Origin of the sequence: Kocuria soli (assembly GCF_003797835.1) — a bacterium.
Classification (GTDB): Bacteria; Actinomycetota; Actinomycetes; order Actinomycetales; family Micrococcaceae; genus Kocuria; species Kocuria soli.
Genome location: NZ_RKMF01000005.1, coordinates 118,850 through 145,548, shown reverse-complemented (window position 1 = coordinate 145,548; position 26,699 = coordinate 118,850). Strand labels below are relative to the sequence as shown.

30 protein-coding genes and 1 pseudogene are annotated in these 26,699 nt (G+C 66.8%); 12 read left to right on the top strand and 19 right to left on the bottom strand.

The window, feature by feature from the left end:
• Positions 1-8: 8 nt before the first annotated feature.
• Positions 9-347, top strand: coding sequence for a metal-sulfur cluster assembly factor (locus EDL96_RS05490; RefSeq protein ID WP_123824792.1), 339 nt, complete (start codon positions 9-11; stop codon positions 345-347).
• A gap of 102 nt (positions 348-449) precedes the next feature.
• Here EDL96_RS05490 and catC read toward each other — a convergent pair whose 3' ends face one another.
• The 8 genes from catC to EDL96_RS05450 form a co-directional block, all read right to left on the bottom strand.
• Positions 450-728: a muconolactone Delta-isomerase gene (catC, locus tag EDL96_RS05485; RefSeq protein ID WP_123824791.1), complete on the bottom strand. Its 279-nt coding sequence runs from the start codon at positions 726-728 to the stop codon at positions 450-452.
• A 156-nt stretch (positions 729-884) separates the two neighbouring features.
• On the bottom strand, positions 885-1,835 hold the full coding sequence (gene ypfJ / locus EDL96_RS05480; protein ID WP_123824790.1) for a KPN_02809 family neutral zinc metallopeptidase: 951 nt from the start codon (positions 1,833-1,835) through the stop codon (positions 885-887).
• Positions 1,836-1,883: 48 nt separating this feature from the next.
• On the bottom strand, positions 1,884-2,543 hold the full coding sequence (locus EDL96_RS05475; RefSeq protein ID WP_123824789.1) for a CbiQ family ECF transporter T component: 660 nt from the start codon (positions 2,541-2,543) through the stop codon (positions 1,884-1,886).
• Positions 2,540-3,328 (bottom strand): energy-coupling factor ABC transporter ATP-binding protein, encoded by a 789-nt coding sequence (locus EDL96_RS05470; RefSeq protein WP_233568706.1) that lies wholly within the window; start codon positions 3,326-3,328, stop codon positions 2,540-2,542. The genes EDL96_RS05475 and EDL96_RS05470 overlap by 4 nt, the downstream gene beginning before the upstream one ends.
• A 29-nt stretch (positions 3,329-3,357) precedes the next feature.
• Positions 3,358-4,005, bottom strand: coding sequence for a biotin transporter BioY (locus EDL96_RS05465; protein WP_123824788.1), 648 nt, complete (start codon positions 4,003-4,005; stop codon positions 3,358-3,360).
• 36 nt (positions 4,006-4,041) lie between these two features.
• Entirely contained in the window at positions 4,042-5,409 is a 1,368-nt protein-coding gene (locus EDL96_RS05460; RefSeq protein ID WP_123824787.1) for an MFS transporter, read from the bottom strand.
• 53 nt (positions 5,410-5,462) lie between these two features.
• The gene (locus EDL96_RS05455) at positions 5,463-6,512 is read right to left on the bottom strand and encodes a PDR/VanB family oxidoreductase (protein WP_123824786.1); all 1,050 of its coding nucleotides are present in this window, start codon (positions 6,510-6,512) and stop codon (positions 5,463-5,465) included.
• A gap of 72 nt (positions 6,513-6,584) precedes the next feature.
• Positions 6,585-7,679 carry an aromatic ring-hydroxylating dioxygenase subunit alpha gene (locus tag EDL96_RS05450; protein WP_407656913.1) on the bottom strand — a complete coding sequence of 365 codons (1,095 nt, stop codon included), beginning with the start codon at positions 7,677-7,679 and terminating at the stop codon, positions 6,585-6,587.
• Positions 7,680-7,993: 314 nt separating this feature from the next.
• On the opposite strand from EDL96_RS05450, the gene EDL96_RS05445 reads away from it, so the two are divergent.
• Positions 7,994-8,572, top strand: a complete 579-nt coding sequence (locus EDL96_RS05445; RefSeq protein WP_123824785.1) for a PadR family transcriptional regulator — start codon at positions 7,994-7,996, stop codon at positions 8,570-8,572.
• A 65-nt stretch (positions 8,573-8,637) separates the two neighbouring features.
• Entirely contained in the window at positions 8,638-10,236 is a 1,599-nt protein-coding gene (locus EDL96_RS05440; RefSeq protein ID WP_123824784.1) for an ABC-F family ATP-binding cassette domain-containing protein, read from the top strand.
• Positions 10,237-10,305: 69 nt separating this feature from the next.
• Here the strand turns inward: EDL96_RS05440 and EDL96_RS05435 are convergent, their stop codons facing one another.
• From EDL96_RS05435 to EDL96_RS05420, 4 genes are all read right to left on the bottom strand, one after another.
• Positions 10,306-11,547, bottom strand: a complete 1,242-nt coding sequence (locus tag EDL96_RS05435) for an ATP-binding protein (protein WP_123824783.1) — start codon at positions 11,545-11,547, stop codon at positions 10,306-10,308.
• Positions 11,548-11,550: 3 nt separating this feature from the next.
• Positions 11,551-12,540 carry an SURF1 family cytochrome oxidase biogenesis protein gene (locus tag EDL96_RS05430; protein ID WP_123824782.1) on the bottom strand — a complete coding sequence of 330 codons (990 nt, stop codon included), beginning with the start codon at positions 12,538-12,540 and terminating at the stop codon, positions 11,551-11,553.
• Entirely contained in the window at positions 12,537-12,725 is a 189-nt protein-coding gene (locus tag EDL96_RS13695; RefSeq protein ID WP_233568705.1) for a hypothetical protein, read from the bottom strand. Before EDL96_RS13695 ends, EDL96_RS05430 begins: the two co-directional genes overlap by 4 nt.
• A gap of 278 nt (positions 12,726-13,003) precedes the next feature.
• Positions 13,004-13,546: a DUF3099 domain-containing protein gene (locus EDL96_RS05420; protein WP_123824781.1), complete on the bottom strand. Its 543-nt coding sequence runs from the start codon at positions 13,544-13,546 to the stop codon at positions 13,004-13,006.
• 252 nt (positions 13,547-13,798) lie between these two features.
• On the opposite strand from EDL96_RS05420, the gene fabG reads away from it, so the two are divergent.
• Entirely contained in the window at positions 13,799-14,530 is a 732-nt protein-coding gene (gene fabG, locus EDL96_RS05415; protein WP_123824780.1) for a 3-oxoacyl-ACP reductase FabG, read from the top strand.
• Positions 14,531-14,603: 73 nt separating this feature from the next.
• Positions 14,604-15,374 carry an SDR family oxidoreductase gene (locus tag EDL96_RS05410; protein WP_123824779.1) on the top strand — a complete coding sequence of 257 codons (771 nt, stop codon included), beginning with the start codon at positions 14,604-14,606 and terminating at the stop codon, positions 15,372-15,374.
• Positions 15,375-15,494: 120 nt separating this feature from the next.
• On the opposite strand, the gene serB is transcribed toward EDL96_RS05410, so the two are convergent.
• Complete coding sequence (gene serB / locus EDL96_RS05405) at positions 15,495-16,427, bottom strand: phosphoserine phosphatase SerB (protein WP_123824778.1); 933 nt, start codon at positions 16,425-16,427, stop codon at positions 15,495-15,497.
• 108 nt (positions 16,428-16,535) lie between these two features.
• Here serB and EDL96_RS05400 point away from each other — a divergent pair, with 108 nt between their 5' ends.
• Genes EDL96_RS05400 through EDL96_RS05390 form a run of 3 tightly spaced genes read left to right on the top strand, consistent with a single transcriptional unit; the run spans position 16,536 to position 19,043 of the window.
• Positions 16,536-17,321, top strand: a complete 786-nt coding sequence (locus EDL96_RS05400; RefSeq protein WP_123824777.1) for an ABC transporter ATP-binding protein — start codon at positions 16,536-16,538, stop codon at positions 17,319-17,321.
• Between the two features lie 10 nt (positions 17,322-17,331).
• Positions 17,332-18,198, top strand: a complete 867-nt coding sequence (locus EDL96_RS05395) for a sulfite exporter TauE/SafE family protein (RefSeq protein WP_123824776.1) — start codon at positions 17,332-17,334, stop codon at positions 18,196-18,198.
• Entirely contained in the window at positions 18,195-19,043 is an 849-nt protein-coding gene (locus EDL96_RS05390; protein WP_407656910.1) for a TrmH family RNA methyltransferase, read from the top strand. The genes EDL96_RS05395 and EDL96_RS05390 overlap by 4 nt, the downstream gene beginning before the upstream one ends.
• Positions 19,044-19,144: 101 nt before the next feature.
• Here the strand turns inward: EDL96_RS05390 and EDL96_RS14025 are convergent, their stop codons facing one another.
• From EDL96_RS14025 to EDL96_RS05370, 4 genes are read right to left on the bottom strand one after another with little or no spacing between them, the layout of a single operon-like run.
• Positions 19,145-19,285: a winged helix-turn-helix transcriptional regulator gene (locus EDL96_RS14025; protein ID WP_407656912.1), complete on the bottom strand. Its 141-nt coding sequence runs from the start codon at positions 19,283-19,285 to the stop codon at positions 19,145-19,147.
• Between the two features lie 33 nt (positions 19,286-19,318).
• The gene (locus EDL96_RS05380; protein ID WP_123824775.1) at positions 19,319-19,639 is read right to left on the bottom strand and encodes a hypothetical protein; all 321 of its coding nucleotides are present in this window, start codon (positions 19,637-19,639) and stop codon (positions 19,319-19,321) included.
• Positions 19,636-20,289, bottom strand: coding sequence for an NAD(P)-dependent oxidoreductase (locus EDL96_RS05375; RefSeq protein ID WP_123824774.1), 654 nt, complete (start codon positions 20,287-20,289; stop codon positions 19,636-19,638). Before EDL96_RS05375 ends, EDL96_RS05380 begins: the two co-directional genes overlap by 4 nt.
• 48 nt (positions 20,290-20,337) lie before the next feature.
• Positions 20,338-21,585: a multidrug effflux MFS transporter gene (locus EDL96_RS05370; RefSeq protein WP_123824773.1), complete on the bottom strand. Its 1,248-nt coding sequence runs from the start codon at positions 21,583-21,585 to the stop codon at positions 20,338-20,340.
• Positions 21,586-21,666: 81 nt separating this feature from the next.
• Here EDL96_RS05370 and EDL96_RS13890 point away from each other — a divergent pair, with 81 nt between their 5' ends.
• On the top strand, positions 21,667-22,119 hold the full coding sequence (locus EDL96_RS13890; protein ID WP_123824772.1) for a MarR family winged helix-turn-helix transcriptional regulator: 453 nt from the start codon (positions 21,667-21,669) through the stop codon (positions 22,117-22,119).
• Between the two features lie 278 nt (positions 22,120-22,397).
• On the opposite strand, the gene EDL96_RS05360 is transcribed toward EDL96_RS13890, so the two are convergent.
• Positions 22,398-23,384, bottom strand: coding sequence for an Abi family protein (locus tag EDL96_RS05360; protein WP_123824771.1), 987 nt, complete (start codon positions 23,382-23,384; stop codon positions 22,398-22,400).
• Positions 23,385-23,978: 594 nt separating this feature from the next.
• On the opposite strand from EDL96_RS05360, the pseudogene EDL96_RS05345 reads away from it, so the two are divergent.
• A pseudogene (locus EDL96_RS05345) lies at positions 23,979-24,404 on the top strand (TrmH family RNA methyltransferase); the annotation flags it as partial.
• A gap of 25 nt (positions 24,405-24,429) precedes the next feature.
• Here the strand turns inward: EDL96_RS05345 and EDL96_RS05340 are convergent.
• Positions 24,430-24,999 carry a TetR family transcriptional regulator gene (locus EDL96_RS05340; RefSeq protein ID WP_123824770.1) on the bottom strand — a complete coding sequence of 190 codons (570 nt, stop codon included), beginning with the start codon at positions 24,997-24,999 and terminating at the stop codon, positions 24,430-24,432.
• 57 nt (positions 25,000-25,056) lie between these two features.
• On the opposite strand from EDL96_RS05340, the gene EDL96_RS05335 reads away from it, so the two are divergent.
• Together EDL96_RS05335 and EDL96_RS05330 are read left to right on the top strand one after the other, a co-directional pair.
• Positions 25,057-25,584: a DUF3995 domain-containing protein gene (locus tag EDL96_RS05335; RefSeq protein WP_123824769.1), complete on the top strand. Its 528-nt coding sequence runs from the start codon at positions 25,057-25,059 to the stop codon at positions 25,582-25,584.
• Positions 25,585-25,664: 80 nt separating this feature from the next.
• Positions 25,665-26,684, top strand: coding sequence for an aldo/keto reductase (locus tag EDL96_RS05330; RefSeq protein WP_123824768.1), 1,020 nt, complete (start codon positions 25,665-25,667; stop codon positions 26,682-26,684).
• Positions 26,685-26,699: the final 15 nt, after the last annotated feature.

Genomic DNA, 26,699 nt, shown 5'->3' with positions numbered 1-26,699 from the left:
GAACCGTCATGACCGAGACCACTGACATTCCGCAGGGTGCTCCGCAGATCGAGGAGATCGAGGAAGCGCTCAAGAACGTGATCGACCCCGAGCTCGGGGTCAACATCGTGGACCTGGGGCTCTTGTACGGCGCGTCCTACATGGACGACGGGGCCCTCAAGCTCGACATGACCCTCACCACCGCGGCCTGCCCGTTGCAGGACGTGATCGAGGAGCAGGTCGAGCAGAACATCGGCACGCTGGTCGATGAATGGCGCGTCAACTGGGTATGGATGCCCCCTTGGGGCATGGAGCGCATCACGGAGGACGGCCGCGACCAGATGCGGGCCCTGGGCTTCAACATCTGATCCGCCTCGCGGAGGAAACCCCCGCCGAGTGTCCGTTTCTGGTCGCCTCAGACACCTTGAGGCGACCGGAAACGGACACTCGGCGGGGGTTTTGTGCGTCACTCAGCGGATCGAGTTCGGGTGCTTGCTCAGGGGAGTGGTCTCGATGCTCATGTACGGGAACATCGGGAAGCCCGAGAGGATCTCGTGCAAGCGGTCGTTGGACTCGACGTCGAAAATGGAGACGTTGGCGTACTTGCCCACCACGCGGTAGATCGCCTCGAACTCACCCGAGCGCTGGAGAGCCTGGGAGTACTCCTTCTCCTGGGCCTGCTTCTGCGCAACCTCTTCGGCCGACATGGACTCGGGGAACTGGACCTGCATGCGGCACAGGAACTTCATGGACGCTTTCTCCTGACGTCGTTGTCCGATCAAGACAAGTCGAGCCTAGTTCAAGCGTTCAACAGGCCTCCACCGGTGAGGCATGGTCGGGTGAGGCATGATCCCGGACGACGACGCCCCGACCCGGTTCCGTTCGCAGCTCCGGGCCCGTCTGCCTCAGCCGCGGATCGAGGCGGGATCGTCCAGGTTCCCGGCGGAGAAGGTGTCGCACTTCGCGATGTCGCCGTCGTTGGACCCGGCCATGAACCAGGCAACGCGCTGATCAGACGTGCCGTGTGTGAAGGCCTCCGGGTTGACCCGACCGGAGGTGGTCTGCTGGATGTGGTCGTCACCGATGGCTTCGGCAGTGGACAACGCGGAGCGTAGATCGTCTTCGGTCAGCTTCTCCAGGTTGACGCCACCCGTGAAGTCGTCGCTCGATGCGCGGTTGGCCCACACACCGGCGTAGCAGTCCGCCTGCAACTCCACGCGCACCGCGCCCGAGTCCTCACCCTGCTGGTCCTGGCTGGCTGCCCCCAGGTAACCGAGCTGGTACTGGATGTGGTGGCCGAATTCGTGGGCCAGGACGTACTCCTCGGCCAGCGGCCCACCCTCGGCACCGAAATCGCTCTGGAGAGTGGAGTAGAAGGACGAGTCCAGGTACACGGTCTGGTTGGACGGGCAGTAGAACGGACCGGTGGCGGAGGAGGCCGTCCCGCACGGGGAGTACTCGGAGCCGCTGAACAGGACCAGGCCCGGCATGTTGTACTGAACGCCCGCGCTCTCCGGCAGGTAGGTCGACCACATGGCGTCCAGGCTGTTCGCCGTCGCCACCACACGACAGTCCGTCTGGGAGTTCGCGTCTTCGCTGGTCTGGCACTTCTCGGCCAGCTCATTCTGCGCTGCGGCGTCATTGCCGGAACCGGTGGAGTACTCGTCGTACGTCGACTGGTTCAGCGCACCGTCCAGACCGCCCACAACCGGTTGGCCGAAGATCAGACCCAGGACGATCGTCAGGAGCAATCCACCGAGCCCGCCTCCGACGACCATGCCGCGGCCACCGCCGCCACCCGAACCACCCGTTTGGACGCGGGACGTGTCCAAACGCCCTCCACCTTCAAAGCTCATAGCTGCATCCTAGTGTGCTTTCAGGCAACGATGAGGTGTTCGCCGTCGTCATTCCAGGCCGCGCGCCACCAGCGCCTCACCCGTGCGTTGGGCGTGTGCGACAGCGGCGACGACGACGGGGGTGGCGAGTCGAACCGGCCCCGCCCGCACTCCGCGGGCCGCTGCGGCTTCCCGGACGTCACTGGTGACACCCATGAGAAAAGGGACCGAGCGCATCATGATCTGCAACGCCAGTCCCACCCTTGCGGGGTCGACACCGAGCAGCCGAAGTGGGCTCAGGAACCTGACCACCCCGTCCAACAACACGGCTTGCGGCGTGGTTTCCAGCAGAACTCGCGTGGCGATCATCGCCGCCACGACGGTCAGCAGAACGCCTGCCCCTCGGGCTCCCGTACCCATGAGCAGGTGGTACAGCGCCAGCAGGAGGAACACGGGCAGGGCGGGACGCACCGTCTCCCACCAACTGCGCCAACGGATCCCCGCCGTCATGCCCAGCGCCATCACGACCAGGAGGCAGACCAACGGCTTGCCCCATCCGGCCGCCTGGTGCCACGATTCCTGATCTCTGGGGAGTACCGAGCGCTCCAGGGGTAGGAAGAGGACGACGAAGAGCACCACCACGGACACGGTCTTCGCCCACGGTGGCAGCCGGTGCAGCCAGGTGTCGCCGGGACGGTAGGACCCGAAGATCTCTCGGCGGCCCGTCACGCGCCCGCCGCCCCGTCGTCGTTCTGCGTGCCCTCACCAGGGAAGCCGTCCACGCACCATGCCCCGTATCGGTCCACCAGCTCGGGACCGCCGTCCGCCACGAGCCGGCCCCCGTGAACCACGAGTACCCGGTCCGCGGCGGCCGCCAGAGCCAGATCGTGCGTCGAGAAGACCACCTGCTGGGGGAGGTCACCGAGGAGTTCCAGGAACCGGGCGCGATTGCGGTGGTCGAGCAGCGTGGTGGGTTCGTCGAGCACCAGCAGTGACGGATCGACGGCCAGCACGGAGGTCAGCGCGGCAAGCTGCCGCTGTCCACCGGAGAGATCGTACACCGAATGGTGCATCCGGTGTCCCAGCCCCATCTCCTCAAGCAAGTCCATAGCTCGTTGCCGCCGCCGACCAGGATCGCCCAGTTCGTCCCGCAAGGACAGTTCGACGTCCTCCAGGGGCGTGGGCATGAGCAACTGCGCCGTGGGGTCCGTGAAGACGAATCCCACGGCGCGCCGCGCACGCCGTGGGGAGGCGACGACGTCGATCCCGTGTACGTTGATCCTGCCGCTGCTGGGCCGCATCAGCCCGTTGAGAACTCTGAGCAGGGTGGACTTGCCCGACCCGTTGAGGCCCAGAACCGCGGTGCGAGGCTCGCGGAGGGAGGCGGTCACGCCCTCGAGGATCGGGGTTTCACCGGTCCGGCCGTCGACGCCAGGCACCCGGACGTGGAGGTCCTGCAGAAGGACGCCCACCGTCCGATCGACGTTGGCGTCCAAGCCGGGACGCTCTTCCACAGAATCCCTCGAGCGGCCAAGCCCGAAGATCAACGACGAGCCGCCAATCGCGGAAAGGCCCGGTGAACGGCGGCAGCCACCAAGGCCGCAGCCACGCACTTGACCAGGTCTCCCGGCCAGTAGATCAGGTCGGCCAGGAACGCATCGCGCAGGGTGAGACCTCCGTTGAGGGCCAGTCCCGGGACCCCGAGCAAGCGCGTGACGAGGAACCCACCGACGACTGCCGCCAACAGCAGTCCGAGCAGTCGCGCCCCGGATCCATGGCTACGCCGAAGGACTCGGTAGGCGATCGCGCCCGTCAGGAAGCCTGCGACCGCAAAACCCACGATGTATCCGGCAGACGGGCCGGCCAGCACCCCTGGTCCACCGCGGAATCCCGCGAACACGGGCAGTCCGGCCACGCCCACGAGGACGTACAGCAGCACGGCCGCGCCACCTCGCCGTCCACCCAGCACGAGCCCAGTGAGGTACACGGCCAGGGTCTGCAGCGTGATGGGCACCGCCACCGGACCGACCGGGATGGCGGGAAGCACGGACATCACCGCGCAGAACGCGGCAAAGACCCCGACGAGTGCGACGTCGAATCCGGAGGCCCCCCTGCGGTGGTCACCCGGGGAGCGGGACGGGTCCGAGGTGGCAGAAGCAGGCGTGGGGCCGACGCTAGGTGAAGTAGGCATGACGGTATCTTAAACACTGTTCAAGTCTGGTGCGAATCACGCCGCGACCGTCTTTCGCGTGGAGCTGCCGGCCCGCAGCCGCAGCAGTGCCAACGCCGACAGGAGCATGATCGCCGCGACCCCGATGTAGAGCTGGACCGGAGTCCATCCCGCGTCCAGCAACGCGCCGACGGTGATCGGCGCGAGGATCGCCCCCGCACGCCCGATACCGATACCCCATCCGACGCCCGTGGTGCGCAGGTGCGGCTCGTAGGTCATGGGCGCCAGCGTGTACATGCCGGCAATGCACCCGTTGACGAGCATGCCCACCACCACACCGCTGGCAAAGGCCACGAGCGCCATGGACGTGGTGGTGATGAAAACGACCAGGAAGACCGAGCTCAGGACAACGAACGCGATCAGCACGCCCTTCTCACTGATCCGCGTGGTCAGCAAGCCGTAGAGCAGAGAACCGAAGGTGCCACCGAGGGTCAGCAGGAGACCACCGACGATGCCCTGCTGTTCGGACATCCCGGATTCGACCAACAAGCGAGGGGTCCAGGTGTTCGCGAAGTAGAAGCCGAACATGATCACGAAGAACGACACCCACAGCAGGAGGCTCTGCACCAGGTAGCGCTGGCTGAACACGGTGTCACGGGGCTTTCCACCGTCTGCGGGTTCCCCCACGACCGCACGCGCCATGTCCCGCTCTGCGCCCGGGGACCTCGAATCAGCGGCAGAGGCCACCCCGGCGGAGTCCTCCAGTTTCAACCGACGGGCCACCACGCGAGCCTTGCGATCCGCACTCGCGCCACGACCCGTACTCAGGTAGTCGACGGATTCCGGCAACAGTGCGACGACGGCGGCGGTGGCCGCCAAGGTCAGCAGGCCACCGACCAGGAACACCGAACGCCACCCGAAACTTGGGATGAGTTCAGCCGCGCCCAGACCACCGAGGGCGGCACCCAGGCCGTATCCCGCGGTGAAGATGCTCACGGCCATGCCGCGGCGAGAGCGGTTGGCGTATTCGCTGGTCAACACCGTGGCACTTGCCAGAATGCCGCCGACTCCCAGCCCGGTGACCACGCGCCAGAGCCCGAGCAGCCACACGGAACCCGCCGTGACGGAGAGGAACAGACCCACGGCGTTGATGAGCAGCGCCGCAATCAGTACCGGGCGGCGTCCGAACCGGTCGGCCAGTGGTCCCAGAACCAAGGACCCGACCGCCATGCCGAGCAGCCCCGCGCTGAGCAACACACCCAGCTGGGATCCCGTCAGGCCGAATTCCTGGGTCACCGCATTCGCCGTGAAGGCCATGGCCAGGACGTCGTATCCGTCCAAGGCGTTGAGGAGGGTGCAGAGCCCCACCACCACCCACTGATATCCGACCATGGGCCGGGTGTCGATGGCTTCGCGCAGATTCATGTCGGGTCCTTCACTGGGGGCTCGTGGCGACCGATTGGCCGCTCGGACTGTCGTCAGCTGACGTCGATGCGCAGGCGCGGAACGGGATGCGTCGTTTCCACGGGGGAGGAGGATGAAATGGTACCGGAGGCCGCGGCGGCGTCGTCGGTCTGCTCCGTGGCCACGCGGGAAACGCAACTGCACAACTTGGCCGCCGGGCGGACGCTCTTCTGGGCTTCCGAGAAGAAGACGTCCCTGTGGTCGACCTCGCCACGGATCTCCTGGACCGTGACCTGGCACAGCCCGCATTCACCCTTGCGGCAGTCGAACATCATCTCCACGCCCGCGCGCTCCAGGGCTTCGAGCAACGATTCGTCGCGCCCGACCGTCGTGTTCACTCCCAGCCGCGGGATCTCCACCTCGAACTCCTCGGGATCAAACCATCCGGAGCTGCCGAAGGTCTCGAAGCGGAGGTCGGAGATCTCCAGGTCGCGTTCGATCCAGGCACGGCGGACGGCATCCATGAGGCGGATGGGGCCGCACATGTAGAGCTCCGTCCCGGGAGCCAGCTCGGCGACGACGGAGGCGGCGTCGAGCGACGTGCCTTCGTCGTCCACGTGGATCCGGGCCCGGTCACCGTGCTCCTCGCGCACCTGGTCGAGATACGCCATGGCCGAACGGGAGCGCCCCACGTAGATCACCCGGTAGTCGGCCCTGACCGCCTTCAGGACGCGCGCCATTCCGAGGATCGCGGTGATGCCGATTCCTCCGGCCAGGAGCACGTACTGCGGAGCACCCACTCGTAGCGGGAAGTCCTGCAGTGGCTCGGTGATCCGCAGGACGTCGCCCACCCCCAGGGTGTGCATGTACTCGGACCCGCCGCGGGAGTGCGGGGTGTGGAACACCGTGATCGCCAGCCGCGACCCGTCGTCGTTCGCCTCGACCAGCGAGTACGACCGCATCTCGGTCCGGCCGTTCAGTTCGAGTTCGAGGTCGATGTGCTCGCCGGCTCGAACCTTGCGGGGATGCTCCGGGGCGAGGACGATCCGCATGATCCGGTCAGCGACGTCGACGGCCTCGGCGACAGTGGCCCTCTGCCAGCGTCGGTTCCGTGATTCCGCCATGTCGTCAGCTCCTTCCGCGCTGCGGGGCAGGCCGTGGATGGCCGGTACGGGATTCGGGGCGCTGGGAAGCGTTCACGCCTGCTCACGGCCCTCGGCGCGCAAGGCCTTTTCGAGGATCCGCCGCACCCACATGCCTCCGGCGTCGATGTTGAGGCTGTAGAACTCGTGGTCCGGATTTGCTTCGATGGCCGTCTGCTGAGCCTTGAGCATGGTCTCGTCCTCACCGAAGACCCCGTGCACCCCGTTGCGCAGTTGCGTGGTGATGAGCTGACTCTCCAGCCGGTAGTTGCGCATGAAGGCCCAGAAGTAGTGGCTGGTCCGCTTGGTCTCCGGAGTGATCGTGTTCATCACGTAGCCGTTGACTCCCTGGGAACGATCGCCTTCCGGGGCCCCGGTTCCTGCCTTGGCGACGCCGACGTCGATGCAGATGGTGCCCGGGTAGCTGTAGTGGATGATCTGCCAGCGGTCGACCTTCCCCGAGAACCCGGGGAACTTGTCCCGCATGTTCTTGAGCCAGAAGGGCGGGGGATCCAGGTTGTACATCCAGCGGGACACGGTGACCGTGTTGCCGTCATGGGTGACCTCGAAGTCGGACTCGGACAGTTCATCCTGGCCGATCGACGACGAGTGGACGAACTCCTCGTGGGTGAGGTCCATGAGGTTGTCCAGGATCAACTGGTAATTGCACTCGGCAGCGATGGTCTCGCCGTCGCCGGCCCATTCCTCACTCGACATCTGATGCATGTCCGGGATGGTCTCCGGATCCGCGAGTTCAGGATCGCCGAGCCAGACCCAGACGTAGCGATCACGTTCGACGACGGGGTAGGAGGGAACCCGCGCGGAGGGGTTCACCGTGTCCTGGGCGGGCATGAACGTGCATCGTCCCGCCGGGTTGAACCGCAGGCCGTGATAGGGGCACTGGACCTGATCGTTGCCCACGAGCTTGCCCTGCGAAAGGGGAGCGAGCCGGTGCCAGCAGGCATCGGCCAGGGCCACGGGGGCGCCGGCCTCCGTGCGGTAGAGGGCCAGGGACTTGTCGGCCACGGTCCGGGACAGCAGGGCCTTGGAGGTGACTTCGTGATCCCAGGCTGCCACCCACCACGCGTTCAGCGGGTAGGGGAAGATCTTGGCCGTGGTGATCTGCTCCGGCGTGGTGTGTTCCGCGATGCTCTCAGAGACATCGGCGGTGACGCCGGGGGCGGGGGCTTGGGTTGCGTTCTGCTCGGTCGTGATGGACACGGGGACCTCCTTGAAGGACGAGGCGACCAGTCCGAGATCAGACTGTGAGGCTGCTCACACAATAACTAAGCGCTTAGTTATTGGCAACAGTTGCCGCGCGTTTCGAACGCGCTCGGTGCTCAGGGATTCCGTGGTTGTATGGCAGGACCTGCCTCAACGGCAGAACCAGCATTTTTCGCCTCATCCTGACCCGCACCATTTCTCGCACCTTTTCTCGCACCTTTTCCCGTACAAGGAGCCACATGAGCCTGCGCAGTGCCCTGCTCGCTTTGATCACGGCCGGCCCGATGACCGGATACGACGCCGCCAAGCGCTTCGCGGGCTCCGTGGGCAACATCTGGTACGCCTCGGACTCGCAGATCTACCCCGAACTCCGCAAGATGGAGGCCGACGGTCTGCTGTCCACCCGCCCCGTGCCCTGGGGAAGCAAAGGCACCACCAAGACCGAGTACACGGTCACCGAGGACGGGAAGGCCGCACTGGGTGACTGGGTCGCCTCGCCCTTGACGTACACCTTGGAGAGGGACCCGGTACGCCTTCGTACCGCGTACCTCGAATGGACCGACCCGGCCACCGCCCGGCAGCACTTCCAGGAACACATCGAACATCACTCGCGCGTGCTTCAGATGGCCGAGGAGCAGATCGAGGAGATCACCCGGCGCACGCACCCGACCCTTCGTCGTCGTCTGGAAACGTACGACGACGCCGAGGCCCGCCGCGTCGTGGAGTTCAAGCTCATGGCCTACCGGGGAGTCTGCGCCCGTTCCCAGGCCGAGATCGACTGGGCAGAGGAGTGCTTGGGGACACTGCAGGCCCTGTGACGCGCCGCTAGACTGTCTCGGTCCTCCGAATGGCGGAGGGGCGTACTGCGAAAGGCAAACTCTCCGTGATCACCGTGTCCAACCTTGAACTGCGAGCAGGCGCACGCCTGCTCATGGACCAGGTCAACTTCCGGGTCCAGCGCGGGGACAAGATCGGACTGGTTGGTCGCAACGGCGCAGGCAAGACCACGATGACCAAGGTCCTGGCGGGTCAGACACTCCCCGCCGACGGCACCGTGACGCGCACCGGCACCATCGGGTACCTCCCGCAGGATCCCAAGGTGGAGGACATGGAGCAGCTGGCTCGGGACCGTATCTTCTCCGCCCGCGGGCTGGCCGAGGTCATTGCCCGGATGCGCGTGGCCGAGGAAGACATGGCCAACCCCAATGACGCGGTCCGGGAGAAGGCCATGAAGCGCTACGCCCGCCTGGAGGCGGAGTTCGTGGCCGGTGGTGGATACGCCGCCGAGTCGGAGGCCGCCACCATCACGGCCAACCTGGACCTTCCGGAACGCGTGCTCAACCAGCCGCTGCGCACCCTCTCGGGTGGTCAGCGGCGCCGTGTGGAACTGGCGCGGATCCTGTTCGCCGATGCGGACACCATGCTGTTGGACGAGCCGACCAACCACCTGGACGCCGACTCGGTGACGTGGCTGCGGGACTTCCTCAAGAACTACGCCGGCGGTCTGCTGGTCATCTCGCACGACGTCGAACTCATGGAGATGGTGGTCAACAAGGTCTTCTACCTGGACGCCAACCGCGCCGTCGTGGACATCTACAACATGGACTGGAAGCACTACAAGCTCCAGCGTGAACAGGACGAACACCGCCGGAAGCGCGAGTACGCCAACGCGGAGAAGAAGGCCTCGGCCTTGATGTCCCAGGCCGAGAAGATGCGTGCCAAGGCGACGAAGGCCGTGGCGGCCCAGCAGATGATCAAGCGCGCCGAGCGGCTCATGGCGGGGGTCGAGGGAGAGCGGGTGGCCGACAAGGTCGCCGCGATCCGCTTCCCTGCTCCGGCCGCCTGCGGAAAGACCCCCCTGCGCGGCCAAGGCCTGTCCAAGGCCTACGGCTCGTTGGAGATCTTCACGGACGTCGACCTTGCGATCGACCGCGGTTCCCGGGTGGTGATCCTGGGCCTGAACGGTGCGGGCAAGACCACGCTGCTGCGCATGCTGGCCGGCGTCACGGACCCTGATTCCGGTGTGGTCGAGGCCGGTCACGGCCTGAAACTGGGCTACTTCGCGCAGGAACACGACACACTGGACACCGACCGCACCGTCCTGCAGAACATGAAGACGGCTGCGCCCGACCTGGCCGACACCCAGGCACGCACCATTCTGGGCTCCTTCCTGTTCCAGGGTGACGACGTCGACAAGCCGGCGGGCGTCCTCTCCGGTGGTGAGAAGACCCGCCTGGCCTTGGCGACCCTGGTTGCTTCCTCGGCCAACGTCCTCCTGCTGGACGAGCCGACGAACAACCTGGACCCCGCCTCCCGCGAGGAAATCCTGGCTGCGCTGCGCAACTACGAGGGTGCGGTGGTCCTGGTCTCCCACGACGAGGGTGCGGTCGAGGCGCTCGATCCCGAGCGGGTGGTCATGCTGCCGGACGGCATCGAAGACCTGTGGTCGCAGGAGTACCGGGACCTGATCTCCCTGGCCTGATCCCGTTCCCCACCCGGCAGGAGGCGCGTGCGGCGTGGCTGAGCTGTCGGGCCTCGCCCAGCACAGCGTTCAGGGCACCGCGGTCAACACGCCTTGTTGCAGAAGTTCGTCCAGTGCCCACCGCACCCGGTCGGCGGCGTCCTCGGGTGCCTCCGGATCGGTGGCAAATCGGTCCACCAGGGTTTCCCCGGCAACCGGTTCGGCGGCCTGCTCCCACAGGGCCCACCCGAGTCCCTGCACCACCGCAAACCGCTGACCGCACAGCAGGGCCAGATACCGTTCGTCGATCACGACGGCGTCGTCCACGGGTGCTCGCTGAACGGCGGCCGGCTCGCCCGTCGCCCTTGGACGTGACGACGCGGTCGGAACGCGCACCGGGAGCGCGGATTCCACCGGTGTATGGCTGGTCCTCGGCGGGTCGACGTCGTAGGGCTCCCACGGGTGCCCGCGGGTGCCTGCCCCCTTGTCCTGACCCGTCAGGAGGTCACGGACCACGGGACGCAGCTGTTCCGTGGTCGTGTACCGAATGCGGTGGACCCCGCCCGCGCGATCGATGAGCGAGCACAGGGCGCGTAAGCCACGGGGCAGTGCCGTGAGTGCCGAGGTCTGCGGGACCAGGGCGGCGAGCGCCTTTTCCAGCGTCAACCGCTCGACCAACGGTTGTTCCGACGCTTCGACCTGTCCATCGCCGGCGGTGACGCGGTCGAGGACGAGCAACGCAGTCAGGACGGGGTGGGGAGGGGCGATTTCGAGTGCCAGGTCGTCGGGGGACACCAGGTGCTTCGGCCTGGTGCCGTCCGGGGGCAGGACTGCCAGTGGTTTAGGGTAGGCCGTGATCTCATCGGTGGACGGATCCACCACCAGCGCCTCGTCCGTGAGGTAGCCGAACTCGTCGCACAGGGTCAGGGCGGCCGTGGTCTTGCCCGTCCCGCTCGGGGCCACGAGCGCCACGCTGCATCCCGACTCCCGATCCGCCAGGCCCGCGGCGTGAAACACGATGCTCAGGCCGCGTCGCGCCGTGATGACGTCGTTGGTCACGCGGGACACCCCGACCTCGCTCTCCAAGAGAACCTGACCCGAGCCGTACCCATTTCCGGCCCCGTTCCCGTCCACCCGCCCGTTCCCTCCGGAGTGATCGGGTAAGTCGCTGGTGGAGTTCCCGTTGGAATACCTCGCGGGTTGTCCGGGCGCGAGGCAGCGCACCCAGAGATGACGCAGAGCCCCGTAGAGTTCGGGTCCGGAGGCCTTCACCTCGAACCGGTCCGGTCCGACGGCCAAGACGAGGTTGGGCTGGGCGGGCTCGACAGTCATGTTTCAGCCTCGTTCGCCGTGGGCGTCGAGCAGGGCGTCCTCTTCCTCGGCGTCACGCACCGCGTAGGTTCGCTTGACGCGTTTGGGCCGCATGATGTCCCGCAGGTGCGCCGGCATGTCGTCGACCATCTCCAGACGTCGGACCACGTCCTCCTCCGTCATGCCGTCGCCGCGGGACCTGAAGTTGCCGTCGTCGTCGTAGTACTGGCTGAGTTCGGCCTCGATCTGGGCCGCGTACTCGCGGTCCCAGGCATCGTTGCGGGCCTTCTGCCGGGCGGAGAAGGCGTAGGCCACGAACACCAGGACGGAGAAGGCGTCCCATTGCAGCGCGTACGAGAGGTTCGGTCCGTAGTCCAGATCGGGTTCCGAGAACGGTTCGGGGGCCGACTGCGGTGCAGGGTCCTCGTCGGCCACCTGCCCGTAGGCACCCGTGGCGACGTCCAGCCCCGAGACGTCCGCGATCGACTCCAGCGAGATGGAGGCCACCTGCCCGTCGGGGGAGTCCCGAGCGACGGTTGACTCGGGCGGTTGCAGGCGAGCGGTGACCGTGACCTCGCCCGTGGGAGGGGCCGGCACCCGGCTGGAAGTCCCGTTTCCCGAGTCCGAGGTTTCGATCCAGCCGCGATCCAGCACCACGGTCGTGCCCCGCGCGGTCCTGAACGGGACCAGGACTTCGTAGCCGATCACGCCGTCGTGGGCGCGGTTGCGGACCAACAGGGTCTCGTCCGGCAGGTAGCTGCCGCGCAGTTCAACCGGATGCCACCGTTGGCCGGGGTCGGTGTCGGTGAAGGCCGTGACCGCGGCCTGACCGGTGATGGGCTCGGCCTGGTAGTTCTCGGTGATGAGGTCGTTGCGTTCGGTCATCGCGTCCGCTCGGCCCATCTGCCAGTTGCCCAGGTACAGGCAGAGCACGGCGGCCACACAGCACAGAAGGAACCAGGCGATCCAACGCCCAGAGAGGAGGAACGCGTAGGCCGCGATGTTGCGCCTCACTGTTGGTCTCCGGTTGGCCGGCTCTCAGGTGACTGGTCCCCGCTCTGTTCCTTCGCGACAGTGGAGGACTCCGGCTCGAGCGGGCGCACGGCTTTGAGGAAGCCGCGCTCGGTCAGGAACGCCGCCAGGTGCTCACGGTGCTCGTCGCAGGCCGCCCAGGTCTTGCGGCGGTCAGGGGTGTGCACCCTGGGGTTGTTCCACTCCAACAGCCAAGACGCAGCGTCCCTGCAACCGCGGCGCGAGCACTGGACGGCATCCACATTCTGGCCATCTCCGGCTGCGGCCACTTGCCGCTCGTCCTGATGACTTTCGGACTCTCCGTACGGGTGGTCTTCACCCCGGGACAGAGAACCCAAGAGGTCGAATGGCATGGGGAACTGGTGCTCCTGACGTACTGACTTCGAATTGACCCGGCGCTACGGGGCGACTCGGGCTGATCCAGCCCTGACGGCCGGTAGCCAGCCTATCGCTCGGGGTTCGTTCCCGGGTGTTCGCTCCACTGACCTTCGACGACGCTCGGCCCGTGCGCCGCGGCGCTCTCCTCACTCGAGGACTCGCCATTGTCGTCCCGCGTGTCTTCCCAGGAGTCCTCGGCCGCGTTAGCGGACGCAGGTTCGGGTGTGGTCGTGAGCATCGGCACGGGCTCCGGTCCCAGGTAGCTGGACTCCCGTTCGGACTTATCGGCACCGGCATTGGCCAGGAGAACTGCCGACCACGGGAACAGGACCATGCCGAGCACGCAGACGATCCGCCACCACCAGTTGTCCACCAGCACGAACCCGAAGAAACAGGCCACGCGCAAAGCCATCTGGATTGTGTAGACCTTCATCCGCCGCCCCATGTCCTTCGACCGTCCCTCCGGCGTGGACGTGATGGAGTGGACGGTGGGACCCCCGGCCGCTTTGTCCCGGGTTCCCCGGAAGTCACCGGTGCCGACTGGAGCGGCGGATCGGGCGGCTCGCTGCATGTCGGCCAGGTCCGTGGTGGTGAGGTAACGATGCGCCACGCAGCCACCTCTTCCCTTTCATGGGCGTCGGGTCCCCGGACGCCAGACCTCCATTGTGCACCTGTCTCAAGCGGCGCCCAACCGTTGATCGCGCATGGGTGGTCGACGATTCACACAAGCCTGCCGGGCCTGCGTGGTTGGGCGTGCCCAAGGTGTCCCGACGGTTTCGCGGGTAGTCTGAGCCGGTCATCAGCAGCCCGCAGCGGCGCTGGTGCACTGCAGACATCGTTGATCGAAAGGCAACCATCTCTCATGGCAGATGCAACTTCCGAGTCCGCAGAACCTCGCGTCGTTCTGGTCACCGGTGGCAACCGCGGGATCGGCAAGTGCATCGCCGATGCCTTCCGCGCGCAGGGCGACCGGGTGATCATCACCCACCGCACCGGAGATGCACCCCAGGGCGTTGATGCCGTGCGGTGCGACGTGAGCTCCACGGAGTCCGTGGACGCAGCGTTCAAGGAGATCGAAAGTACCTGGGGGCCCGTGGAGGTCCTGGTCGCCAACGCCGGGGTCACCAAGGACACCCTGCTCATGCGCATGACCGAGGACGACTTCACGTCCGTGCTTGACACCAACCTGGTCGGCGCCTTTCGTGTGGCCAAGCGCGCGACCAAGGGCTTCCTCAAACTCAAGCGCGGTCGGATCGTGTTCATCTCCTCCGTGGTGGGGGTCATGGGTGCGCCCGGCCAGGCCAACTACGCCTCCTCCAAGGCCGGCCTGATCGGCATGGCGCGGGCCATCACCCGTGAGCTGGGCGCTCGGAACGTCACCGCCAACGTGGTCGCCCCGGGTTACATCACCACGGACATGACGGCGGAGCTGCCGGAGGACGTCACGGCCGACTACATGGCCAGCATCCCCGCCGGGCGATTCGGCGATCCTGCCGAGGTCGCCAGCGCCGTTCAGTGGTTGGCCTCGCCCGGGGCCGGGTACGTCAACGGGACCGTGATCCGCGTGGACGGCGGCCTCGGCATGGGCCTGTGACCCACACCGCCGCACCCCGAAACCACCAACGCACACAGTCGAAAAACCCCCTCGATTGCAAGGAGAGCTGTTCATGAATTCCGTGGCAGGCAAGACCGTCGTCATCACCGGATCCTCCCGCGGCGTGGGCGCCGACACCGCCAAGATCCTGGCGGGCGAGGGCGCCAACGTCGTCGTCAACTACCGACAGAAGGCGCCGCGCGCCAACAAGGTCATCAAGGAGATCGAAGAGGCGGGCGGCAAGGGCATTGCGGTGGGTGCCGACCTGACCGACACCGAATCCGTGGAGAACCTGTTCAAGCAGGCCGTGGACACCTTCGGTTCCCTGGACGTCCTGATCCTCAACGCCTCCGGCGGCATGGAGTCAGACCTCGGCGAGGACTACGCCATGCGGCTGAACCGCGACGCCCAGGACGCCGCCCTGACCGCCGCCCTCAAGCACCTGTCCGACGGCGGCCGCGTGGTGTTCGTGACCAGCCACCAGGCGCACTTCATCCGCGAGGTGGAGACCATGGACGCCTACGTGGAGGTCGCCAAGTCCAAGCGCGCGGGGGAGGACCAGCTGACGTCACGGATCCCCGAGATGACCGAGCGCGGAGTGGACTTCGTGGTGGTGTCCGGGGACATGATCGAAGGCACGGTGACCGCCACGCTGCTCAACCGCGCGCAGCCGGGGGCTCTGGAAGCCCGACGCGAGGCCGCCGGCAAACTGCTGTCCGTCAACGAGTTCGCCACGGAAATCGCCAAGATGGTGACCGCCGACGTCCCCACGGGGCACGTGGAGCTGGCCGGCGGTTCCGGTGACTTCCCTGCCGACGGCGGTGCCGCTCAGCCCGTCGGCTGACCGCCACGGGCCGTCGCGCCCGCACCCGCCAGAGGCCGAGAGGCCCGCTCGTCCTGTGACGAGCGGGCCTCTCGGCATTGAACACGGCCGCCAGGACGACGGGGGGCGTGGTTCCGGAACTCAGAGGTCGGCGAAGAACCGCACCGAGTCGAGGTTCGGCAGATTGATTTGCGCGTCTGCGGCTTCCCGCAGGACCTGCTTCCCGTTGAAGGAGATCCCCAACCCGGCCCGGGCCAGCATCTTGAGGTCATTCGCACCGTCACCCACGGCAATGACCTGTTCGGGACGGACGCCGTCGTTGATGGCCCATTCCTCCAGCATCCGTGCCTTGATTTCGGCCTCCACGACGGCGCCGGTCACGCGCCCGGTCAGGTGCCCGTCCTCGATCTCGAGCTGGTTGGCCAAGTAGTGGTCCAGCCCGAGCTTCTCGGCCAGGGGGGCGAGCACCTGGTTGAAACCACCGGAGACCGCGGCCACGGTGTGACCGGCGCGATGGAAGGTTTCGATGAGAACCCGTGCGCCCACACTGGGACGGACCTGGGCCACAACCTCGTCGATCACGCTCTCCGGAAGCCCCTGGAGAACCGCCACGCGTTCGTGCAGCGACTGGGCGAAGTCGATCTCCCCGCGCATGGCGCGCTCGGTGACCTCGGCGACTTCCTGTTCCCTGCCCACGTGGGCGGCGAGCAGCTCGATGACCTCCTGCTGGATCAGCGTGGAGTCCACGTCCATGATGACCATCTTCTTGACCTCGGGATCGAAGAGGTGCCCGGGGATGACGTTCACGTCGACACTGTGCCAGCGGAATCCCATGGGATCCGGACGTAGCCGCGTACGCAGGTTTTCCAGGTCCGCGCCCGTCACGCGGGCGGTCATGGCGGAGTACCCGGTGGCTTCGGATTCGTCGCCTCCGCCGGAGGCGGTCGAGGTCACCCGGACGCGGCCGTGCTGCTCGACGGTGGCTCCCGAGTCCTCGATCTCTGCCAGGATCTCTTCGACGTCCTCGGGCTGGGGAGTCTTGGACAGGGCGATCACGGCGAGTTCGTCGGTCATGGGGCGGAGTCTATCGTCCGCTCCGGTGAGCGCGAATTCAACCGGGCCGCCGACTCGCGGCCTCCGCCACGGGCTGAACGGGGTTGGGTGGCGACTAGAGTTGGTCGCATGAGCACCGTTCTAACCATGACCGATGTCGATCTCGTCCGCGGCAACAAGAAGTTGCTGGACCAGGTGTCCTGGTCGGTCAACGCCAGTGAACGGTGGGTGGTCCTGGGCCCCAACGGGGCGGGGAAGTCCACCATGCTTTCCATTGCGGCGGCGCGTCTGCATCCCACCCGCGGTGCCGTGGAGATCCTTGACGAAACCCTCGGCCGGGTGGACGTCTTCGAACTGCGGCCGCGCATCGGGCTCACCTCCGCGCCCCTGGCCGATCAGATTCCCGCGAGCGAGACCGTGTTGGACACCGTGGTCACCGCCGCCTGGGGCGTGGCAGGCCGGTGGCGCGAGCAGTACGACTCCGACGACGAACAGCGTGCGCACCAGCTCATCCGCGACTGGGACCTCCAGAAGTTGGTCGACCGCAAGTTCGGCTCCCTCTCCTCCGGCGAACGCAAGCGAGTGCTGATCGCTCGCGCTCTCATGACCGATCCGGAACTCCTGCTGCTCGACGAGCCGGCCGCTGGTCTGGACGTCGGTGGCCGCGAAGACCTGGTGGAGCGCCTCAACGAACTGGCTGCCTCACCGACCGCGCCCGCCGTCGTGATGGTCACGCACCACCTGGAAGAGGTGCCGCCGGGCTTCACCCACGCCCTGCTCATGCGTGAGGGATCTGTGGTGGCCGCCGGTCCCGTCGGGGAGGTCATGACTCCCGAGGTGCTCTCCGAGACCTACGGACTTCCCCTCAAGCTCGTGCGCGTCGGCCAGCGCTTCGCTGCGTTCCGGCAGGACTGACCGGCGCTAGGTGGAATGGTTCACTGACGCGCTCGCCGGCTTCCACTTCGAGTGGTGGCAGGTTGCGCTGATTCTGCTTGCCGGTCTCTGGGCCGGTCTGATCAACACGATCGTGGGTTCCGGGACGCTGGTCACTTTCCCCGTCCTGGTGACTATGGGTGTTCCCCCCGTCACCGCGACCATGTCCAACGCCATGGGGTTGATCGCCGGAAACCTGACCGGCGCGTGGGGCTACCGCAGCAAGCTCAAGGGCGTGGAGCACACTCTCCTCAAACTGGTGCCGTGCTCTGTACTGGGTGGTGTGGTCGGGGCCGCGCTGTTGATGTTGTTGCCCGAACAGGTCTTCGCCTACGTGGCCCCCGTGCTGATCGTGGTGGCGTTGGCGTTCGTGGTCTTCCAGCCACGACTGCAGGCGGCCGTCCGAGCGCGGAAGGACCGGCAGGCAGAACGTGCGGCGGAGCTTGCGCGCACCCGTGGAGAGGATCCGGGTTCAGTTGACCCGGACCGGGGGTCGCAGCCGTTCATCCTGTACGTCCTGGTGTTTTTGGCCGGTGTGTACGGGGGCTATTTCGTGGCCGCCCAAGGAGTGTTGCTGCTGGGGATCCTGGGTGTCTTTCTCCTGGCCTCCATGCAGTCGGCCAATGCGGTCAAGACCGTGTTGGTGGCCGTGGTCAACATCGTGGCCGCCATTTCCTACATCATCTTCGCCGCCGACCGTATCGACTGGTGGGTGGTGCTGCTGATCGCGGTCTCGTCGACCGTCGGGTCTTGGATGGGGGCCAAGATCGGGCAGCGCTTGTCACCCGTGGCCCTGCGCACGGTGATCGTGATCCTGGGTGTGGTCGCCCTGGCCAACATGGTGAGGCAGCTTCTGTGACCATCAACGACGACGGCGCTCTCGAGGCACGGTTCCCGCAGCTCCTGCGGCTGACCGATCCCGACGATCCACGGGTGGCCGACTACACCTCCCTGACAGATGTCGCACTGCGCCGCAAGCTCGAGCCCGAACGCGGCATGTACCTGGCGGAGTCCTCCAAGGTGCTGCGTCGCGCGCTGGAGGCGGGCCACCGCCCACGGTCCTTCTTCATGGCGGAGAAGTGGGTCACCGATCTGGCCGACGTGATCGACGCGCACCCGGACGTGCCGCTGTTCGTGGGCGGTGAGGACGTTTTGGAAGCTGTGACGGGGTTCCACCTCCATCGCGGTGCGTTGGCCGCCATGCAACGGCCGGAGCCGTTGGAACTGGGTCACTTGCGGGCGAGCCTGCCGGACCGTCCGCGGATCGCGATCCTCGAGGACCTGGTGGACCACACGAATGTTGGTGCTCTAATTCGTTCTGCCGCCGCGATGGGTGTTGATGCGGTACTCGTGACCCCTCGCTGTGCTGACCCGCTGTACCGGCGAGCCATCCGGGTGTCGATGGGTACGGTCTTCCAGGTCCCATGGACAAGGATTGAGTCCTGGCCAGAGAGTATTAACACCCTCCAGGATGCAGGGTTCGTCGTCGCAGGCATGACGCTGCGGGAGGGTGCGATCACTTTGGACGAGCTGGTCGCTGAAGATCATGAGAAGCTCGCTCTCGTCTTCGGCTCCGAGGGTCCTGGGTTGACTCAGGCGACTGAGCAGCGGCTCGACAGAAGAGTCACGATCCCGATGATGGGCGGAGTTGACTCGTTGAACGTCGCGGCGGCCTCGGCGGTGGTTTTCTACGCGACGAGGTGAGCGTCGAACTCAAGGTTATGGCTACAGCGGCCATAGCCGGCGTGTCCACTTCTGAAGGCCCGCGCCGCATAAATTCGTCGCAGGCCGAAGCTGACCCGCTGTCACCGATGTTCGTTTCCCCACCGCTCGATCGCCGCGAACACGTCGTCCATGCCCCTGCCCGTCGCGGTGATGCGGTACGTGACCTGCGGCGGGACCGCCGGTGTGACCTCGCGTTCGACGAGACCAGCGGCCCCATCAATATCCTGATCGATGGGGCCGGCCCCATTGAGCCGTCAGCGGCGGCGCAGCCGGGCGTCGGTCAGGGCGGGGACGGGGATCTCGTAGCGGTTCTGCGGATCGACGTCGACGCCGGGGGCAGTGAGGGCGTCGATCCGGTCCAGGGTGGCCTCGTCGAGGGCGAAGTCGGCGGCCTTGACGTTCTGTGCCAGGTGCTCGGGCGTGCGGGGGCCGCGAGGTGGAGAGGTCGGTGCGGTCGTGGCCGGCGGCGTCGCGGCGAGGCGATGCAGGGAGGCCCAAGCCGGCCGCCAGGCTGCGGGAGCACGGCGTCGCCGTCGCGCCGCCGCCCGGCGAGGGGCACGGCCGCGATCGCTCAATAGGCGACGGTAAAGCGCGTCTGACGGTGAGCCGGGCGCTCGATCTCGTCGACGATCGCCAGTGCGAGGTCGGCCCCGGAGATCGCCGAGACGCCGTCCGCATCGCGCAGCAGAACGTCCCCGCCGAGGCGGTAGTGGCCTCGAGCAGTTCCGGGAGCGTGGGCTCCGAACTCCGCGGCAGGGCTGACGAAGAACCAGTCGAGCCTCTCGTCGGTGTTCGCGGTCAGGTCGTCGAGGACCGAGGCCAGGATCAGTGACTCCGGCCGGGCCTCCTCGATGAAGTCCGGCTCGTCGACGTAACGGCTTCCGCCCGGTTCGGTCAACAAGGAGCCCGCGCCGCCGATCATGCCGAAGCGTACGCCGGTGTCGGCGGCGATTTCGGCGGCGGTGGCAACGAGCTCGCGGAAGGTGTGCTCGTCGCCGATGGGGCCGCGGGGGGACAGTGCCGAGACGACGACGTCGGCGTCGGCGAACGCCGATGCAAGGAAGGCATCATCGAGGACGTCGCCGGTGCGGTAGTCGACTCCCTCGACCGGCGCGTCGGGCAGGCTGCGGCTGTACGAGACGGCCTGGTGGCCGCGCTGGGTGGCTTCGCGGACGAGGTGGGTGCCGGCGTATCCGGTGCCGCCGAGGACGTGGATGCGGGTCATGATCTGTGTCTCCTTCTGGTCGATCTGGATGATGACAGGGTCGGTGGTTCAGGTGGTCTGCGCGTCACGCGAGCGAGGCTGGGCGAGGATCAAGCCGCCGAGGGCGATGAGCGCGCAGCCGAGCATGACGAGGCCCAGCGGGACTGCAGTGCTCTCCCCGGCGATGCCGACGAGCCCGGCGACGACGCCGGCCAGGGCGAACTGCACCGCGCCGAGGATCGCCGATCCCGAGCCGGTCGCGGCAGAGGGCACGGCGGACATGGCCAGGGCCGTGGCGTTGCCGAAGACCAGTCCCAGCGGTGCGATCGCGAGAAACAGCGGCACCATCAGCCAGACCGCGTTTGCACTGGACAGGGAGAGGGCGACGATCACGGCGACGGCGGCCAGGCTGATGATCAGGCCGGTGCGGGTGAGGGCGCGCAGGGAGAACCGTCCCGCGAGCCGGGCCGCAACGGTCGTGGCGGCCATCATGCCGACGGCGTTGACGGCGAACGCGATGCCGTAGGCCGCGCTGCTCAGTCCGATCATGTCCTGGTAGACGAACGGTGAGGCGGAGATGTAGGCCATCATGATCGCCATGCCGAAGGCGTAGGCGGCGAGGTTGCCGAGATAGGCCCGCGAGAGCAAGCCCTTCCACCGGCCCGGCTCAGCGCTCTCCGCTCGTTGGGCACGGATGTCACGGGGCAGAGATTCGCGGACGAAGGCGAGAGCGCACACCAGGGCGAGCATGCCGAGGCCGGCGACGATGCCCAGCAGGCCTCGCCACCCGATCGGCTCGGCCAGCGCCCCGCCGACGATCGGGGCGATGATCGGGGCCACGCCGCCGATGAGCATCATCAGGCTCAGTGCACGTGCGGCCGCCGCGCCGCTGGCGCGGTCGAGGATGATGGCGCGCCCGATGACCATGCCCGCCGCACCGGCTAAGCCCTGCAACAGACGAGCCGAGACCAGCAACTCGATCGTCCCCGCGACGACCGCAGTGAGACTGGCTGCGACGAAGAGCACCGCGCCGAAGAGCAGCGGCAGCAACCGTCCGGCCCGGTCCGACCACGGCCCGAACACGAGCTGGCCGGCACCGGCTCCGATGAGGAACGCCGTGAGCGAGAGCTGTACCCCGGTGGCCGAGGTCGACAGCTCGCGGGTCATGGCCGGGAAGGCGGGAAGGTACAGATCGATGCCGAACGAGGCCAGGCCCATCATCAGTGCCAGGGTGAACAGCAACCCGCCGCCGATCGTCTTGCCGGCTGCCGCGGCGGGGCCGGTGCCTGTCCGCTGCTCCGTGCACGTGTCCGTCATCCGCTAGGCCTCTCCCTCTGCAAACATATCTATAAAAACAACGCTATGCTAGCATAGCTTCATGTCGTCGAGGGAGGCACGATGAGTCAGGACGCTCCGAGCAGCACCGATCCGCTGGTGCAGCTGGCCGACGCGGTGCTGCACGTCGGGCGGAAGCTGCGGGCCTATCCGCTCCAGGACGAGCGCGTCGCGCCGCTGACGGCGCTGGAGTGCCTCGTGCTGCTGCACATCGACGCCCATCCCGGCGTGGCTCCCTCGGCGCTGGCCAGCACCCTCTCTCTGACCTCGAGCAACGCCAGCACCGCGCTGCGAGGGCTGGTGAAGAAGGGGCAGGTCGAACGGCGTCCCGATCCCTCGGACCGTCGGGCCGTCTGCCTGCACCTCACCGGAGAGGCAGAGCGCTCAGTGGCGACCGTGCGGGGCATGTACCGCGACTTGCTGTCGGCGATCGGCCTGCCGGCACAGGACGTGCTGGCCACCGTCCGCACGCTCCACGCGATCGACGCGGCGATGAACGACTCCGCGGAACAGTGAACGGTCTCAGCGCCGCCGCGGCACCCACGCGCTCGACGGCGTGCTCGCGCGAACCCTCGCCGCTCATGTCCGCCCCGCCCGTCGAGTCCGAAGCGCGGTCGAAACCCATAGACAAGCATTCTCGAGCTTCATTGCAACGCCTGACGAGGCAATGTCGTCCCGGAGGCATCACCTTCTCGGGACGCGACGAGGTCCCATCCCTCTTGCAGGGACTTCGGTTTCGTAAGTCGGTCTCGTCGGGCGTCCAACCGAGACGGGGTTCCTGGGACTGCGTCGACTCAGGACTGCCAGAGCGTGAGCGACCCCCAGTCCTTGGGCGCGCCCAAGGACTGGATCGTGAGCGCCTCGGTGGTCGGGAATCGGCGGAGCAGCGTTGCGAGCTGTGCTGGCCAGGTTGAGCGGTCGTCGATTGACGGCAGCAGGTAGGCGATGACGGCGAGGGCGTTGTAGGTGCCGTAGACCTGCTTGGCGTTCTCGGATCGTCTCAGGTGATCGAGCGAGGGGATCTGGCCGATCTTGGGCCGCGACGGCGCGTTCTGGAGCTTCCGGTTGAACAGTCGTGCGTGGTGGGCTGCGACGTTCCGGACGTAGTTGAGGCTTGCGAGCCAGCTGGTCATCATCTTCTTGCCCGGGACGCCGAAAGCGCGAGCGATCTCCTCGGCGTCTTTCTGGTTCATCCCGCGGTAGAGGACGGAGAGGTGCCCGAGCTCCAGGATCTCCGTGAGCGCCCACACCGGCATTCGGTCGTCGTACTTCGTGCGGAAGTGCTCGACGAACTGCTCGTCGGAGCCGGCCTGCCGGTCGCGGACACGCTGCAGCCACTGCACGTGCTTGCTCGGCGTCGGATCACGGATGTCAGTGCCATCGGCGGTGAAGGCGCTCATGAAGAGGGACGGATCCTCGTAGGCGAAGATGGCCGACCGCCCGAGCACGTAGCCCATGCGCATGCGCACCGCGACCTCGATCCGCTCCAAACCGTCCAGGACGAGCATGCGCAGCTGACGGTCGAAGTCGATGATCTCCTCGGCGTGGGCGAGGCGCGTTCCCTGACGGAAGTCGCTGAGCACGCGGATGCGGGTGCGGCCCTCATCATCGACGAACTCTTCGGACTCGCGGAACGGGTACAGGTAGCCGGTGAGCCGGTAGTAGCCGATCGCCTCCAGCACCCGCGCAGCATGCTCTCGGTCGCCGACGTCGAGCCCGTGCTCGACCAGGCGGTCGACTTGCCCTTCCACCGGCAGCCATGGCTTGCTGTGCTCGACCATGACCCTCCTACAAAGAAAATCAGCCCGCGCCTTGCGGCAACGGGCTGATCGTGATGGTCCGAGCATAGCACGGCCCCTCCGCCAGAGCTATGCCGCCGCCGCCTCGTGCCTGTAGTACGTCGCCTTCGACCAGCCACGGTTCTCGCTGCTTCGACGACGCCGAGGCCCTCGCTATCGATGAGGTGCTGGACGGTCCGGAGGTTCCGCGCGACCTTGTCCGGATCGGGAGCGGGTCGTCCGATCCTCACTCCGCGCGCCTTCGGTGCATCGATACCGGCCTGGACGCGCTCCTGGATGAGCTCCCGCTCGGACTCGGTGAACGTCGCCATCAGGTTGAGCATGAGCCGGCCCTCGCAGGTGGACGGGTCGATACCGTCGGACAGGGACCTGTTAAATGAAGCCATCATCGAATCCGGAGTGACCGGAGTCGACGTGAATGAACAGAATTCCGGAGCCTGCGGCGTATACCTCAACCGAGGATTCGCGCAGGTGGGCCGCGACAAGCTCGACGGAGATGGGCGACCGTATCCGATGCTCCATTTGGAGCTCAACAGGTAGCAGAGATTGCTCCAGGTGCAGCCATCGCGAGCGCAAATTTTAGAACACCCGACCAACGTGGGTGCCGTGTTTCGTTCGGCAGCCGCCCTGGGCGTGCACGCCGTCCTGGTGACCCCTCGCTGTGCCGACCCGCTCTCCCGGCGGTCCATCCGCGTGTCGATGGGCACGGTGTTCCAGATCCCCTGGACCCGCATCAACCCCTGGCCCGCCGGGCTGAACGTGCTCCAGGAAGCCGGTTACGTGGTGGCGGGCATGACCCTGGGGGAGGGCGCCATCACCCTGGACGACCTGGTGACTGAGGAACACGAACGCCTGGCCCTGATCTTCGGAACCGAAGGCCGCGGCCTCACCGACCGCGCGGACCGCCGGCTGGATCGGAGAGTCACGATCCCCATGATGCACGGGGTGGACTCCCTCAACGTCGCGGCATCGTCTGCTGTGGCCTTCTACGCAACGCGGTGACCACAGCGCTCGTCGACGGCGTCCCCTAGTCCAACCAGCGGGCAAATCCGTCCATGATGGCGGTCAATCCACGGTCGAACGCGCGGTCAGAATCCCACTCGTCGGGCACAGTGCGCTCCGAGTCCCGGTAGGCGACGTCGGAGAGCGCGAATCCGCGCGTGAAGGAGGAACCGACCTGGAACAGATCCAGTGCGATCTCCAGCGGAAACCCCGCCCGTTCGAGAACCTCGATGATGCGTTGAGCTGCCAGCTGGTCCTCTCCGGAGATGAGCGGGCGCCCTCCACCTTGTGCCGCGAACACATTCGGGTGTGCCGTCATGAGGTTCCGATAGGACCAGCAGACATCGTGCAAGATCTCACGCCAAGACGCATCATCCGCTGAGGTGAGTGTCGGCATCCGGGAAATCAGCAGCGCGGCCATGCCGTCGAGGATGTCCTGCTTGTTCTTCACGTGGTGGTAGAGCGACATCGCCTCGACACCGAGTTCGGCCGCCAGCCTCCTCATGGTCACCGCGCCCGGGCCCTCGTGGTCAATGAGCCGGATCGCCCTTTCCAGGACGGCCGTACGGGTCAGGGGCTCGCGAACACGAACCATGGGCTCTCCCTTCAATCGCTGCCGACGCCAGCCGGCAGTGTCACGTACAGTGTAAGGATGACTTACAACGTAAGGCACACGCCATGGTCCGCCTCACGCTCCTGGACGCATGACCCCGCCGACAGCCGCCGCCCGAGGCCGCAAGGTTTGGCCTGGGCAATTGCTGCAGCGGCGGCGGGGGTCCTCCACTCCGCTGCGAGTTTCTATTGGGCATCGGGTGGCGAATGGCTCTTGTGGACCCTCGGTGAGCGCATCATCAACAGCTTCGGTGACCGTCTGGGGCTCCTGTACCCGGTCGCCGTCGTCAAGCTCTTGGCCGCCGTGGTACCCGTATGGCTGGCGGTCAAGCATTGGCCAGGTGCGCTGGTCAGCCGCGGTCTGTGTTGGTTGGGCGCAGTGGTCCTCATCCTGTGGGGCGGTCTCAACACGATCGCGGGTGGCGCTGTTCTCGCGGGCATCGTGGATCCGGTCGGCGGCTACGACCGTAACGCAATGATTGGCCACGCCTGGTTGTGGGATCCCCTGTTCCTGCTCTGGGGATTGGCGCTCATGGTTGCGCTCCTGCGCTCCCGACGCCGGAGTTGATCTAGGCACCGTGAGGGCCACGCTGACCGGCGCCTGCCGTCGTAGCCTGGGGTGCACGCCGACGTCAAGGAGGTCTGACCGTGCACACCAGAACACTTGGACAAGGACTGGAAGTCTCAGCAGTCGGCCTCGGGGCCATGGGCATGTCCCAGAGCTACGGACCCAACCCGGGGAGCCGGGAGGACATGATCGCGGTGCTGCGCTCCGCCGTCGACGCCGGTGTCACCTTCTTCGACACGGCCGAGGTGTACGGCCCGTACGTCAACGAGGAACTGGTGGGGGAAGCCCTCGAACCGCTGCGCGACCAGGTCGTGATCGCCACCAAGTTCGGGTGGGACATCCAGGACAGGCAGGTCAAGGGACTCAACAGCCGACTGGAGCAGATCCGTCAGGTCGCCGACGAATCCCTCAAGCGGCTACGCACGGATCGGATCGACCTCTTCTACCAGCACCGCGTGGACCCCGACGTGCCCATTGAGGACGTGGCCGGGGCCGTGGGGGAGTTGGTCCAGGCGGGCAAGGTCAAGCACTTCGGGCTTTCGGAGCCCTCCGCCGCAACAATCTGTGCAGCCCACACGGTCCACCCCGTGACTGCGGTCCAGAGCGAGTACTCACTGTGGACCCGCGACCCGGAGGCCGAAGTCCTGCCGACCCTCGCCGAACTCGGCATCGGGTTCGTCCCGTTCAGCCCGCTCGGCAAGGGCTTCCTGACCGGCACGGTCTCCACGGACACGCCCTTGGCGGAGGGAGACATCCGCTCGACGATCCCGCGGTTCGACGAAGCGAACCTGACGGCCAACCAGGCGCTGGTCGATCATGTGTCCCACCTGGCCGAACTCAAGGGGGTCTCCCCGGGGCAGGTGGCGCTGGCCTGGCTGCTGGCCCAGCAGCCGTGGATCGTACCGATCCCGGGCACGCGCCGGACCGAGAGGATCCAGGAGAACGCCGGGGCCACCCAGGTCGCCCTCTCGGCTGATGAGAAGGCCGATCTGGACGACCTGGCCAACCGCGTGGGAGTGCACGGGGACCGGTACAACGAGTTCCACATGGGGATGGTGGGCCGCCGAGGCCCACCATCCCGGGGTACCGCACCAGAGTGAGCGGACTCAGGTGGG